General features: G+C 64.5%; 13 protein-coding genes, 1 tRNA gene and 1 pseudogene. 7 read left to right on the top strand and 8 right to left on the bottom strand.

The window, feature by feature from the left end:
- The first annotated feature begins 82 nt into the window (after nt 1-82).
- Both RBA41_RS29530 and RBA41_RS29525 read left to right on the top strand, forming a co-directional pair.
- Nucleotides 83-424, top strand: coding sequence for an energy transducer TonB (locus RBA41_RS29530; RefSeq protein WP_306627942.1), 342 nt, complete (start codon nt 83-85; stop codon nt 422-424).
- Between the two features lie 126 nt (nt 425-550).
- Complete coding sequence (locus tag RBA41_RS29525; protein WP_306627941.1) at nt 551-1774, top strand: MFS transporter; 1224 nt, start codon at nt 551-553, stop codon at nt 1772-1774.
- An 8-nt stretch (nt 1775-1782) separates the two neighbouring features.
- On the opposite strand, the gene RBA41_RS29520 is transcribed toward RBA41_RS29525, so the two are convergent.
- Nucleotides 1783-3777, bottom strand: coding sequence for an acyltransferase family protein (locus RBA41_RS29520; RefSeq protein ID WP_374709619.1), 1995 nt, complete (start codon nt 3775-3777; stop codon nt 1783-1785).
- Between the two features lie 289 nt (nt 3778-4066).
- Nucleotides 4067-4234: pseudogene (locus tag RBA41_RS29515) on the bottom strand (redox-sensitive transcriptional activator SoxR); the annotation flags it as partial.
- 92 nt (nt 4235-4326) lie between these two features.
- Here RBA41_RS29515 and RBA41_RS29510 point away from each other — a divergent pair.
- Nucleotides 4327-4665, top strand: coding sequence for an antibiotic biosynthesis monooxygenase (locus RBA41_RS29510; protein WP_306627940.1), 339 nt, complete (start codon nt 4327-4329; stop codon nt 4663-4665).
- On the opposite strand, the gene RBA41_RS29505 is transcribed toward RBA41_RS29510, so the two are convergent.
- The 4 genes from RBA41_RS29505 to RBA41_RS29490 all read right to left on the bottom strand — a co-directional run bounded on the left by RBA41_RS29505 (nt 4650) and on the right by RBA41_RS29490 (nt 7085).
- Nucleotides 4650-5474: a DUF4349 domain-containing protein gene (locus RBA41_RS29505; RefSeq protein ID WP_306627939.1), complete on the bottom strand. Its 825-nt coding sequence runs from the start codon at nt 5472-5474 to the stop codon at nt 4650-4652. The genes RBA41_RS29510 and RBA41_RS29505 overlap by 16 nt on opposite strands.
- Before the next feature lie 187 nt (nt 5475-5661).
- Complete coding sequence (locus RBA41_RS29500; RefSeq protein ID WP_306627938.1) at nt 5662-5883, bottom strand: hypothetical protein; 222 nt, start codon at nt 5881-5883, stop codon at nt 5662-5664.
- 81 nt (nt 5884-5964) lie between these two features.
- Complete coding sequence (locus RBA41_RS29495; protein ID WP_306627937.1) at nt 5965-6672, bottom strand: hypothetical protein; 708 nt, start codon at nt 6670-6672, stop codon at nt 5965-5967.
- Nucleotides 6673-6674: 2 nt separating this feature from the next.
- Nucleotides 6675-7085: a hypothetical protein gene (locus RBA41_RS29490; protein ID WP_099874663.1), complete on the bottom strand. Its 411-nt coding sequence runs from the start codon at nt 7083-7085 to the stop codon at nt 6675-6677.
- Nucleotides 7086-7519: 434 nt separating this feature from the next.
- On the opposite strand from RBA41_RS29490, the gene RBA41_RS29485 reads away from it, so the two are divergent.
- The 3 genes from RBA41_RS29485 to RBA41_RS29475 all read left to right on the top strand — a co-directional run bounded on the left by RBA41_RS29485 (nt 7520) and on the right by RBA41_RS29475 (nt 12323).
- Entirely contained in the window at nt 7520-9553 is a 2034-nt protein-coding gene (locus tag RBA41_RS29485) for a peptidase domain-containing ABC transporter (protein ID WP_374709618.1), read from the top strand.
- A gap of 7 nt (nt 9554-9560) precedes the next feature.
- Nucleotides 9561-10982 carry an HlyD family type I secretion periplasmic adaptor subunit gene (locus RBA41_RS29480; protein WP_306627935.1) on the top strand — a complete coding sequence of 474 codons (1422 nt, stop codon included), beginning with the start codon at nt 9561-9563 and terminating at the stop codon, nt 10980-10982.
- 81 nt (nt 10983-11063) lie between these two features.
- Nucleotides 11064-12323 (top strand): glycosyltransferase family 4 protein, encoded by a 1260-nt coding sequence (locus RBA41_RS29475; RefSeq protein ID WP_306627934.1) that lies wholly within the window; start codon nt 11064-11066, stop codon nt 12321-12323.
- A gap of 15 nt (nt 12324-12338) precedes the next feature.
- Here RBA41_RS29475 and RBA41_RS29470 read toward each other — a convergent pair whose 3' ends face one another.
- Complete coding sequence (locus tag RBA41_RS29470; RefSeq protein WP_306627933.1) at nt 12339-12746, bottom strand: tellurite resistance TerB family protein; 408 nt, start codon at nt 12744-12746, stop codon at nt 12339-12341.
- Nucleotides 12747-13003: 257 nt separating this feature from the next.
- On the opposite strand from RBA41_RS29470, the gene RBA41_RS29465 reads away from it, so the two are divergent.
- Nucleotides 13004-13231 carry a hypothetical protein gene (locus RBA41_RS29465; protein WP_306627932.1) on the top strand — a complete coding sequence of 76 codons (228 nt, stop codon included), beginning with the start codon at nt 13004-13006 and terminating at the stop codon, nt 13229-13231.
- A 116-nt stretch (nt 13232-13347) separates the two neighbouring features.
- Here the strand turns inward: RBA41_RS29465 and RBA41_RS29460 are convergent.
- Nucleotides 13348-13423 (bottom strand) — tRNA-His (locus RBA41_RS29460).
- Nucleotides 13424-13444 lie beyond the last annotated feature (21 nt).

Below are 13444 nucleotides of genomic sequence, written 5' to 3'. Positions count from 1 at the left end.
ACGGACCGGTGCAGCGCAAGCTGCAGCGTTAGCGCCGACGTGATACAGGCGCGCGGTTGTACCTTATTTTCAGGGAAATTGTATGTTGACCTCTACGCGTTTGATGAGTGCGATTGGCGCCTTGCTGGTGTGCGGCGCCGCCGCGGCGGCCGAAGTACCGGCCAGTTTCGATGCCGGCAAGTGCAAGGCCGAGTATCCCAAGGCGTCGCTGATGAACGAGGAACAGGGCACGGTGTCGATGTCCTTCCTGGTCGGCGCGGACGGCTCGGTGGTCGAATCGAAGCTGGAAAAAACCAGCGGCTTCAAGAATCTCGACAAGGCCGCCATCAAGTCGATCAGCGCGTGCAAGTTCAAGCCGGGCACCAAGGATGGCGCCCCGGCCCAGACCTGGACCAAGGTCGACTACGCCTGGAAGCTCGACTGATCGCTTAGCCACCGTTCCACCCGGCCAGCCCGCCCTGGCCGGTCGCCGCGGCAGCGCGCCTGCGCTGGCGGCAAAACATGAACATTGCCGTTTACTTATTTCTGACGTGCATGTATGTTCGCGCGCATGCACATCAAACTCCTCATTGCCGCGGCCTGCTTGCTGGGGCTGTTCTCGACCATCGGCGCGGCGCTCCCGTATCCGATCCTGCCGCCCCTGTTCGCCTCGGGCGCCGGCAACGGCCTCAATTCCTTCCTCGGGCTGCCGCCCAAGATGCTGTTCGGTCTGGCCCTGACCATCAATCCGCTCGGCCTGCTGATCGGCAATACCTTGCTCGGCCCGCTGTCGGACCGCTACGGCCGCCGTCCGCTGCTGATGCTGACCACCTTCGGCGCCGCCCTCGGCCATGTGCTCACGGCGCTGGCGCTGCTGCTCGAATCGTATCCGCTGTTTATCCTGGCCCGCTTCGGTACCGGCCTGCTGGAAGGCAACGGCGCCGTGGTGCGCGCCATGCTGGCCGACCGCCTCGAGGGCGAGCTGCGCGTGCGCGCGCTGTCGTGGCTGAACGGCGCGTTCTACCTGGGCTGGCTGGCCGGGCCGCTGCTGGCCGGCGCCACCGTGGTGTGGGGCATCGCCGTGCCATTCTGGATCGCCGCCGGCGCGCTGGTGCTGACCACGGCGCTGGTGGCGGCGGTGCTGCCGCGCGAGACGGCCTCGCTGGCCACCACCTCGTGGTGGTACGTGGCGCGCCACCAGCACGCGTTTCACCTGCTGCGCCACGCCGACCTGCGCAAGCTGTTCATCGTCCAGTTCGCCTATACCTGCGGCGTGACGGCGTTTTACGAATTTTATCCCCTCTGGCTGGTGGAATTTCCCGGCTACGGCGCGCCCGGCATCGCCTGGATCACGGCCGGTTTGTGCGCGGTGATGACGTTTACGGCCGTGTTCGCCGGTCGTCCGAGCCGCATCGCGCCGCTGCAGCGGGCGGCCTGGAGCGCGTTCGGCGGCGCCGCCGCCATCGCCGCGCTGGCGCTGGGCAATGTGTGGCTGGGATTGGTGGCGATTGTGCTGTTCGGCATTCCGAATGCGTTTTATAACGCCATCGTGCCGGGCTGGTGCGCGGAGCGTTTCGGCGCCCTGGGGCAGGGCGCGGTGATGGGTTTGCTGTCGACTACGTTTTGCCTGGCCAATATCGTCATGGCGCTGGTCGGCTCGGTGCTGACCCTGGTCGATACGCGCCTGGTGCTGATGCTGGGCGCCGTGCTGTCGGCCTGGGCCGCGTGGCGCCTGCTGGGCTGGCGCGTGCAGATGGCCGGTCGCGCCGTGTCGGGCGCCGCCGGCGAAGGCTGAGCGGGGGATCAGCCCGCCGGTTGGGTCTTGACCAGGGCCGTCGGCAGCGGCTGCGTGACCGCGCTGGCGCCCGCCGGAGCGCGCACGATGGCCGGATCGAGGAAGCTGGCGGCGCGCCGGCTGTAGGCGGGACGCATGTGGATGGTGTCCGTGTACAGCGGCGAGCCGGTTTCGTCGAGCACCGGGCAGACATTGCCCTTGCACATGAACCGGGCCGGTTCGATGACGATGGCGCCGGTGTCGGCGGCAATCGCGGTCAGGCGGGCCAGCGGCGCGGCGTTGCGCTGGCGGTAGTCGGCCAGGTCGAACGCGGGCACCTTCGGCACCGGGGCGATGGCGCCGAAACGCGAGCCGGTATACATCGACTGCGGATCGAAGGCGGAACCGGACGGCGGCTGCAGCACCAGGAACACGCGCTTGCCGTTCTTGCGCAAGTTGGCGATGCTGGCGCGCAGCGACGCGTAGGCCAGTTCCTGCGCATCGGCCGCCGGGAAGGTTTTTTTGATCGCGCCTTTTTCATACAGCAATTCGTGCTGGCCGATGTTGAAGTAGCCGTACCAGGCCGCCCCCAGCACCACGGTGTCGACTTCCGGGCTGTTGGCCAGCGCGTAGGCCGCCTTGACCGTCTTGGGACACAGCGGGAAGCGGAACTGCGGCAGGCGCACCGTGTGCTCGATCGGCGGACAGCCGCCGGCCGTGGCGAAGATGACGCTGCTGAAACGCGCCGGATCGCCGGCCACGACGTGTTCGATGCGCGGGCTGTACTGCTGCACCACGGAGTCGCCCAGGAACACGGTCAGGCCCGGACCGCGGCTGGCGGCTTTCTGGAACACCACGCCGTCGTAGCGCATCGGCGCCAGGGTCGGGCCGGGGAACTGGCTGTCGTTCAGGGCCGCCAGGTAGGGCTCGGCGCCATGGGTATCGATGCGTTCGCGCAGCAGGCTGGTGCCGATCGTCAGGCCGAGCACGGCAATGGCGACCATGCCCAGGCCGAGCGACCAGGTCACGCGGCTGCGCTCGCGCCGCTCGCGCAGCGGGATTTCGACCAGGCGCCAGGTCAGGTAAGCGAGCACGAAGCCGGCGCCCACCAGCACCAGCTTGACGTCGAGCGGCGGCTTCTGGCCGTAGATGATGTGGCCGTAAGAGAGCAGCGGCCAGTGCCACAGGTACAGCGGATAGCTGATCAGCCCGATCGCAACGGGCAGGCGCCGTCCCAGCACCAGGCGGTTGAGCAGGGCGTTCTTGCCGGCCAGGATCAGCATGCAGGCGCCGCCGACCGGCAGCATGGCCCACCAGCCGGGAAACACCGACTGCGCATTGGTCAGCCAGAAGGCCAGGCCCAGCAGCAGCGCGCCGCCCAGCGACAGCGCCGTGCCGTGCCGCTCGAAGCGCTGCGGGTGATGCAGGTGCAGGTAGGCGACCACGCCGCCGGCCATCAGTTCCCAGAAGCGCGTGAGCGGCGAGAAAAACGCGGCCACCGGATGGTCGCTCACCAGCAGCAGGTTGGCGCTCATCGAGATCACGAAGATCACGCCGGCGACCCACAGGAAGCGCAGCTTGCGCGAGAACACCAGCCACAGGATCAGCGGCCACAGGATGTAGAACTGTTCTTCGACGCCGAGCGACCACAGGTGCAGGAACGGCTTGGTGATGCCGTCGTTGTCGAAGTAGCCCGCTTCATTCCACAGCACCAGGTTCGACACGAACAGCGTGCCGGCCACGGCGTGCTTGCCGATCTGCTGGAATTCGCCGCGCAGCAGGATCACCCAGCCGAAGGCGAGGGTGGCCAGCATGACCACGGTCAGGGCCGGGAAAATGCGGCGGATGCGGCGCACGTAAAAGTCGGCGATGCTGAACTTGCCCTTGTCGAGCTGCGAAATCAGGATCGAGGTAATCAGGAAGCCGGAAATGACGAAGAAAATGTCGACGCCCACGAAGCCGCCGGCGAACCAGGTCGGCCAGGCATGGAACACGATGACGGCGATGACCGCCAGCGCACGCATGCCATCGATATCGGGCCGGTAGGCGAGGGCGCTTGCGTGCGCGCCAGGCAGAGTGGGTTGAATGACCGTCTCCAGAGAAATTGAGTAAAAAACAATTCCAACAACACGCGCATTATAGTGGAAGCGCTACGAACAGTTGTGAATAGTTCAATGCATTATGCATCAAAACATTGTTTAAAACACCTTGTGGTTTGCCTTTATATCGGTTCGACAGCGCGCGTGCGGCGGCGTTCCCACGACAAGGCGCCGGGTACGCCGCGATCAAGGTCTGCTGCCCGTTCGGACTGGCTCAGCCGGGCGCATCGTCCTCGTGCGCGCTGCGGCCGATCCAGATGCGGTGCGGCCCCGGCCCCTTGCTGGCCAGCTTGTCGTGCGGATTGCGCAGCCGGCAGCGCTCCAGCGAAAGGCAGCCGCAGCCGATGCAATCATCCAGGGTGTCGCGCAGTTTCTTCAGTTGGCCTGGCACGGAAGACTCCTTGACTTCAACTTAACTTGATGTTTTAGACTGGCTTGCATGGATTCGGCAACCCTTCCAAAGGAGTATTTCGCATGGCAAGGAACACAGTCAGGAACCCGCCGGACGGGGTATTTCGCATCGATAAATTTGTGGTGCCGGCAGCGTCGCTGACGGCCTTCGTGGCGCAGATGCGCCAGATCCAGGCGATGTTCGAGCGCCTGCCCGGCTGGCGCCAGAAGCATCTACTGACGCAATATGGCGGCACCGGGGAATTTAATGTGGTGACCATGGTCGAATGGAAGACGGCCGCCGCGATGGCGGTGGCCCAGGAAATCGTGCAGCAGCAATTTACGCAGGAGGGGATCGCACCGGCCCAGGTGCTCGAGCGCCTCGGGATGCGCTCGGACCGCGGGTTTTATATCGCCGCTTGAGCGCGGCGGGCCTTGCGCTTGCGGTAGAGTTTGCGAAGCCACAGGAACAGAGGCAAGCCGACCAGCAGCCATGGCAGCACAGCGACGGTCACGGTAATCAGGGTAGCGAGGCTCGACATGAGCACGCGCCCCGATTCGCCGGCCGCTTCCACCACCGGCGCGGCCCAGCTGTCGGCGGCGGCCAGCGACTGGGGCACCAGGGTCACTTCGACGCGGGTGGTCTCGGTCTGTCCGGCCAGCGCCTTGCGCTTGCCCTGAATGCTGTCGAGCTCAGCCTGGATGGAGGAAAGCTGCTTTTCGGCGGCAAGCACTTCCTCCAGGTTGCCCGAGCGTTTGGCGAGCAGGTCCAGGATGCGTGTTTTCAGTGCCGTCAGGTTGGCGATCCGGGCATCGACATCGATCACTTCGCTGGTCAGGTCTTCACTTTCGCGCTGGTGCTGCCGCAGCTTGCCGTGTTTGAGCAAGATGGCGAGAAAGCCGTCGAACGCGTGCGGGGCAATCCGCGCGGTCAGCGTGGCCTGGGCCGGGCTGTACGGGCCGCCGCCCCGGTTCTGGTCGGCCCTGAGCACCACGCAGGCGAGCTTGACGCAGGCCGCCTGGATGGCGTCGAAATGCTTGTCCAGATCGGCCTCGGGTGCTTCGAGCAGCAGCTTGTGCCGCGTGGCGATGTAACGTCTGGCCGCTGGCGTGTCGAGCGCCGCATCGGCGGCCTTGCGTGAAAGCTGTTGCGTGCTGTCGGCACTTTTTCCGACGTTTTGCGAACAGGCGGACAGCAGAAGGATGACGGCGACACCGAAAAGAAATTTCATGGGAGGGGCGGGGAATGGATGTTGAGGGAATAATAACATCACACCCATGTCTGCCCTTTGCCAGCGCAAGCTGGTGCGTCCGCGGCGGCTGCGCGGGGCTGGGCCGCCTCGGATCAATCAGGTGGTCGCGGGCATGCCGGTGGCAGTCACCTGGCGACAATTGCGTACGGCCTGCCGGTGGAGCAGGCTAGCTGACGGCGGCGGCGCGCAAGCGGCGTGCGGCCTGGCGGCGGTCGTAGCTTTCGATCAGCGCATCCTGGGCGACTTCATCGCCAATGCCGCGCAGTTTGAGAAAGCGCTGGGCGGCATCGCTGCCGAAGGCGCGCTGCAATGCAATGGCTTCGTGCAATTGCGCTGCGGTTTCGAGGTCCTGGCGACGTTCTTCGTGACGGCGTTCTGCATCGTCCATGTTGTTCTCCTGGTTACTGTATTGAATTTATAGCACGCAGAGAAAATGCATGCTCGACATTTGCGTACCGAACGCGGGTCCTTACGCGAACGTCAGCAGGCCGGCGAAACGGATGGCGAGTGCATGCAGGGGCGAAGAGACCATGGGCGCCGGGCTGTGGGTGCTGTCGGTGCCGCAGTTGCCGCAATAGTGGCGCCGGTGTGGCGTTTGCGCAAAACTGCCCAGGTCCAGGTGCGGATGGCCGCAGCGCGCACAGTCGACGCAGCCGGGCGCCTGTCCGCCCGATGCCGCCTGCGTGTAGGCCAGCAGGGCGGGCGGGGTGATGTTGACCTGGACGATGCCGGTACCGGGAAACAGTGCGCGATCGCTCGTGCAAATCGCCACTGCCGCGCAGCGCCCGGACGGGGTTGCCTGCGCTCCGGCGGGCAGGGTGGCCACCTCCATGGCGCCGCCCGGGGCACGGGAGATCGTCACGCTGGCGCAGGCCGCCAGGTCGATCACGGGCGGATGCAGGGCGTAGCCCATTTTCTCCGCATGGCGGGCGCAGCGGCGCTGGCCGCCGTGCGCCAGCGCGGCCAGGTCCGCCTTCACTCCCCAGTATGTCTGGTGCGTGCGGCACCAGTGGCGCGCGGCGCCGTTGCGGTATTTGCCGGCCGCGACCAGCACGCAGGCAACCAGCGCGTCGTCGCCTTGATCGGCAGGAAAATGCCCTGACAGCTGGCTGGTCGCCACCGTGATGTGTCCGACCGTGGCCTCATGCGGCCAGCAGATGCCGGCAAGGTGCTGCAAGCTCAGTCGGAATGGGCGATATACAGGTCGCCCTTGCCGTCCGGCAGCCAGGTTTCGGCGATATCGGAACTGACGTCGAAAAAGCCCACGCCGTGTCTGGCGGCGAGCCGGGTGACGGTGGCGTGCGCTTCGTCGATCTGGTCCCACGAAAAGGTGATGTAGATGAGCGACTTGCCGATGGTGTAGTCGGTGCCGGAACTTTCCTCATCCTCGCCGGCCAGGTCTTCGAGCGCCACGGCCGGGAAGGTTTGCACGATCTCGGCGTAGAACGCTTGCAGCGCCGGGCTGGCGACCGCGGGGTCGGCGTAGGAATGGCCTTCACCCCATTCGGCTTGTTCGTCATACCAGGCCAGGAAAGCCTCGCGCTTCCTGGGCGCGGCTTCCGGGGCGAAAACCATCAGGTCGTAACTCATGCGTGTGGGCCTCTCAAGTGGACATGCGCCGGACGGCACGTTCGGTATTGTAGTCGAGCGGCCGCCGCCCGGTGCCGCTGGCGGCTCATCGACGCGCTGTAGCGCAGCATGTCCAGCGCCTGCGTGATGCCCAAATCACATCGCCGAACTATTTTCCATAAGTAATAGTGCATTTTTTCAATAACTACTTATTGGAAATATTAATTTTCTATAAAAATTGAATTTGACTCAATTTGCGGGTATCGTTCCGGGCCAGATTTGTCATTATTTCTGCCTCGGCAGCTCACTCGGAAGCGCAGTTTTTTATGAACCACAAAGAAATACAGGCAGACGCCTTTTTCTGGGCGTTGCAAGGTATTTGCGCGCTCCACCGACAGCCTTTTTCCCTCGAACTTGCACAGCAACAGCTGGCCGCCCCGCATACGGTCGCGTCATTGACGCAGGCCGCGGGCGTGTATGGCTTCGATGCGACGCTGCGCAAAGTAAAGACGGGCAAGCTGCAGCACGAAGCTTTTCCGCTCGTTGCATGGCTGCAAGCGCCGCCCGGCGACGACAGTGGCGCCGGCGCCATGCCGGCCCTGATCCTGCAGGCCGACGGCGCCAGCGTGCTGATCGTCGAAGCAGGCGACCCCGCTCCCAAGCAAATGAGCATGGCCGACTTGGCCGTGCGCTACCTGGGCCAGGTGACGCGCATCGCTCCGCGCGACGAGGGCGGCGCCGATCCGGACAGCGAAGCGGACGCCCTGAAGTCGCGCCGGTTCGGCTTTCGCTGGTTCATTCCGGAATTGATGAAGCACAAGCAGCTGTGGCGCGAAGTGCTGCTGGCCTCGCTGGTGATCCAGCTGATCGCCCTCGCCACCCCGCTGTTTACCCAGGCGATCATCGACAAGGTCGTGGTGCACCACACCCAGAGCACCCTGATCGTCATTGCCATCGGCATGGCGGTGTTCGTGCTGTTTTCGGCGGCCCTGTCGTGGGTCAGGCAATATCTGGTACTGCACACCGGCAACCGGGTCGATGCCGTGCTCGGCGCGACCGTCTTCGAGCGCCTGTTCAAGCTGCCGCCGATGTATTTCCAGCACCGCCCGACCGGCGTGATCGCCGCGCGCATGCAGGGCGTCGAAACGATCCGCGAATTTATCGCCGGCGCCGCCGTGACCCTGGTGCTGGACCTGCCGTTCTTGCTGATCTTCGTGGCGATCATGTTCTATTACAGCGTCACGCTGACCTTGCTCGTGCTGGCCATTCTCAGCGTGATCGTGGCGCTCAGCGCCATCGTCGCGCCCCTGTTCCAGACCCGCCTGCAAGAGCAATTCCAGCTCGGCGCGCGCAACCAGGCGTTTCTGACCGAATATATCGCCGGCATGGAAACGGTGAAATCGCTCCAGCTCGAGCCGCAACTGAACAGTAAATACAGCGGCTACCTGGCCAGTTACCTGGCGGCGGGCTTTTCCACGAAACAGCTGGCCAATACCTACAACTCGTCCGCCAATCTGCTCGAGCAACTGATGAGTTTGTTGATCCTCGCGATCGGCGCCTACACCGTCATGCACGACACCCACTTCACGATCGGCATGCTGGTGGCGTTCCAGATGTTTTCGGGCCGCCTGTCGCAGCCGATGATGCGCCTGGTGGGCTTGTGGCAGCAGTTTCAGCAGGCCAGCCTGTCGGTCGCGCGCCTGGGCGACCTGATGAACGCGCCCACCGAGCCGTATTCCGTGATTCCGTCGCGCGACGGCAGCCGCAAGGGCCAGGTACAGATCGATGGGCTGGCGTTCAAGTACGCCGAGCACCTGCCGCTGGTCTATGAAAATCTGTCCCTGTCGATCCTGCCCGGCCAGACCATCGGCATCATGGGGCCGTCGGGCTGCGGCAAGAGCACCCTGGCCAAGCTGCTGCAGGGGTTTTACCAGCCGAGCGCGGGGCGCATCGTCATCGACGGGGTCGATATCCGCTACCTGTCGGCCAACGAGCTGCGCAGCCACTTCGGGGTCGTGCCGCAGGAAACCGTGCTGTTCTCCGGCACCATCTACGACAACCTGCACATGGCCAGCCCCGACGCCAGCTTCGAGCAGATCGTCGCCGCCTGCAAGATGGCTGAAATTCACGGCGCGATCGAAGCGCTGCCGCAAGGCTACCAGACCCAGATCGGCGAGCGCGGATCGGGCTTGTCGGGCGGGCAGCGGCAACGCATCGCCATTGCGCGCGCGCTGCTCAAGCGCCCGACCATCCTGGTGTTCGACGAGGCCACCAGCGCCCTCGACGGTCCTACCGCCGAGCAATTCGCGCACACCATCAACGCGCTGCGCGGCAAGATCACGATGCTGTTCATCACCCACGGCTTGCCGAAGGGCTTGCAGGTCGACGCCATTTACCGCCTCGGCGCCCAGGGCGCCCAGCGCGTGGCGCTTGCGAGCGCACTGAACAACACTACCGCTGCCGCCGATGCGCGTCATCCCGCAGCCTGAGGATCCCATGACTGACACAACTTCCCCGATGGGCCCGTCGCTGGCCAAGCCTGACGGCGCGCGTCCGAGCGCCCAGGTCATCGCGCTGCGGGTGCCGAGCCGCTGGCACGATCCGCTCGGCCTGATCCAGGTCAACGCCCCGGACCGGAGCCGCCGCATCGTCTTGTGGATCGTCTCGGTGCTGGTGCTGGTGCTGATTGCCTGGGCCGCCTTCGGCAAGCTCGACATCATCGCCAGCGCCGACGGCAAGCTGGTTCCGCAAACGCTGGTCAAGATCGTGCAGCCGGCCGAGGCCGGCGTCGTCAAGCAATTGCTGGTGCGCGAAGGCGACAAGGTCAAGGCCGGACAGGTGCTCGCGCGCCTCGACACCACCCTGGCCAGCGCCGACAAGAGCGGCATTGCCAACGACCTGGCGGCGCAGCAGATGCAGACGCGCCGCATCGAGGCCGAGTTGAGCGGCAAGGCCATGCTGCCCAGGGCCGGCGACGATATGCGCCTGTATGCGCAGGTGCACGCCGAATACGCCGCGCGCCGCAAGGCCTTCGCCGACAGCCTGGAACACGAGAAAGCGCTGCTGGTGAAAGCGGCGCACGAAATGCGCAGCGCCCGCGAAACCCTGGCCAAGCTGGAGCAGACCCTGCCGTCGTACCAGGCCGCGGCGAAAAGCTTTTCGGAGTTGTCGGCGGACGGCTACGTGCCGGCGCTGCGCAGCGCCGACAAGCAGCGCGAAGCGACCGAAAAGGCCAGGGACCTGGACGCGCAAAAGTCCACCGTGGCCGCGCTCGGCGCCACCATCTCGGCCCAGGAGCAAAAGGTCAGCCAGCTGCACAGCAGCTACACCAGCGAGCTGGAAAAGGAACTGGCGGCGATCCGGGCCCGCATCGGCCAGTTGCAGCCGAACCTGGACAAGACCAGCTACCGCGAAGGCCAGATGGAATTGCGCGCGCCGCAGGATGGCGTGATCAAGGACCTGGCCACGACCACGGTCGGCGCCGTGGTGCAGCCCGGCTCGGTGGTGCTGACCCTGGTGCCGGAGGGCGAACAGCTGTTTGCCGACATTAACATCAAGAATGAGGACGTGGGTTTCGTGCGGGTCGGCCAGCGCGCGCAGATCAAGTTGTCGGCCTATCCCTTCCAGCGCTTCGGCATGCTCAAGGGCGAAGTGGTGCACGTCAGCGCCGACGCCAGCGAGCCGGCCCGGCAGGGCGGCGCCGAGGTGCAGGAAGGCGCTCCTGTGCCCGCCATGGCCAGCTACAAGGCGCGCATCCGGCTCGACCAGCAAAGCCTGAAGGACCCGCAGGGCACGGTGCTGCGGATTACCCCGGGCATGCAAGTCATGGCGGAGATTAACCAGGGCCAACGCACGGTGCTGGAATATCTGCTTTCTCCTGTACAAAAAGCGGTGTCCGAAGCGGCGCGCGAACGATGAGCATATTGGCGAGTTTTCGGACCGGTCCCGGCTGGTAAGATGCTCGATCTCCATCACGCAGGCGAGCGCACCACCCGACCTATGACACCCACACCAGTCCAGCCTTTACAATCCGGCGCGCCGCGCGCGCGCCGCATTCTGTTCATTCATCAAAACTTTCCCGGCCAGTTCAAGCGCATCGCGTCGCACCTGGCGCGCGACCCGGCGTACGACGTGCTGGCGATCGGCAAGGATGGCTGCCCCGGCTTGCCGGACGTGCGCACGCTGACCTACAAGCTGCACCGCGGCGCTGCCAAGGAAACCCACCACTACGCGCGGCCCTTCGAGGCCGGCATCCTGCATGGCCAGGCTTGCCTGCGTGTCTTGCTGGCGATGAAAGAGAAGGGCTTCGTGCCGGATGTGATCATCGCCCATCCGGGCTGGGGCGACACCATGTTCGTGCGCGAAGCGTTTCCGGATGCGCGGCTGGTGCATTTTTCCGAGTTCTACTATCACACGGACAGTGCCGATGTCGGCTTCGATCCGGAGTTTCCCAGCACGATCGATGACCGCGCGCGGGTACGCGCCAAGAACGCGCTGCAGCTGCTCAACCTGGAAGCGTGCGATATCGCCGTGGCGCCGACGCAATGGCAGAAAAGCCTGCACCCCAAGCCCTACCACGACAAGATCGCGCTGATTCACGAAGGGATCGACACCGCCTACCTGAGCCCGAATCCCGATGCGTCGTTCACGCTGCCGAACGGCAAAGTGCTGCGTCCGGGCGACCCGGTGGTGACGTATGTGTCGCGCAATCTCGAACCGTACCGCGGCTTTCATACGTTCATGCGCGCGCTGCCCAGGATACTGGCGGATAACCCGGACTGCGACATCGTGCTCGCCGGCGGCGCCGACGTGAGCTACGGTTCGCGTCCGGCCGACGGCCAGACCTGGCGCGCCAAAATGCTGGCCGAGGTCGCCATCGATCCCGATCGCGTGCATTTCCTCGACCGCATTGCCTACGCGCGCTACCGCGACCTGCTGCAAGTCTCGGCCGCGCATGTGTACCTGACGTATCCGTTTGTGCTGTCGTGGTCGATGCTCGAAGCGATGGCCTGCGGCTGCCTGGTGATCGGCTCGGACACCGCGCCGGTAACGGAGATCATCCGCGACGGCGAGAATGGCTTGCTGGTCGATTTTTTCGATACGGACGCGATTGCCGGCGCCGTCAGCCTGGCCTTGCGCACGCCCGCGCAGTTCGCGCCGCTGCGTGCGCGGGCCGTGGAGTCGATCAAGGCCGGGTATGCGGTCGAGGAGGGCATTGCCGGCTACCGGCGCCTGATCGACGCCGGGCCGGTGGCGTAACGCCAGCCGCCGGTGTCATGCCGCCAGCACGCGTCCGCTGAAGTTGGTCTCGGCGCACCACAAGGTACTGGCGCGCGCCAGCAGCACCGCTTCGGCATCGGCCAGCCAGCCATCGGCGTCGGCGATGCGCCACATGGCCTGCAGCAGTTGACGGCGCAAATCCGGATGGCGGATCTCGTCGAGCAAGCCGTCGAGCATGGCGCCATCGATGCGTACCTCGCCGTGGAATGCCGAGGTCAGCATGTCCTGGCAAAGCTCTTGCAGCAAGGCTTTGAAGCCGGGCTGGTCCAGGTCGATGTGTTGCAGGATCTTGCTGCTGTCGAGGGCGGCAAGTTCGCTTTGCGCCAGATTGCCATCGACCACCATCGCCAGGGCGAGAATGCGGCCGGCTGCTTGAGGGCTATCTGTTTCGTAACGACGCATTGTGCTACTCCATGTAGTGAAAAGGGGGCGTGGAACGTGTCCACCAAAAAATTATATGGGCGCACGATATAAAGAAAAACTCGATTAATACTAATTGATAGATCGAATATTTCGATGTTTACGGTCCCGAAGAGTCTTTTTCGCATGGGCAACGTTCACAATGAGGTTGCTCGTTCCACTGTCGTCGGAATGTTACAAAGCGACGCAACGCATACCATGGTCCGAAATTACTCGGAGGACAAGAACTCAAGCGTCGTATGGACGAGAGCCTCCTGACGCAGACCTTCGTTCTGAACCTTGGCGAGGTTGGGTTTCTGGGAGAGTTTGTGGGTATCGGCGCTTGGGTTCCCGGGCCGGTGTCGTCGACGACCACCGCGCAATGGACAGCCGAGAAACTGTCGAAGGAGCAGGCGCAAGGCGATGTCCGTGATAACTACCGGCATTTTGGCGGCGTCAATGTGACGTGTATCGCATGTGCCCCCTGACCACATCGCCGTCGTTGTGATGCGGTCCGCCCTGACTTATGCGTCACACGCACGACGACAACGCACCTGAAAACAAAAAAGCCGCTCTAGGCGGCTTAGTCGGCATGCTAAAACGATGGGGTGGCTGATGGGGCTCGAACCCACGACAACAGGAATCACAATCCTGGACTCTACCAACTGAGCTACAGCCACCATCGAATCTGCATTTTGTTC

The sequence above is a fragment of the Massilia scottii genome (assembly GCF_030846495.1).
Taxonomy (GTDB): Bacteria; Pseudomonadota; Gammaproteobacteria; order Burkholderiales; family Burkholderiaceae_D; genus Telluria_A; species Telluria_A violaceinigra.
Note: the sequence above shows the minus strand (reverse complement) of the source record. Positions and strands in the feature narration are given on the sequence as shown.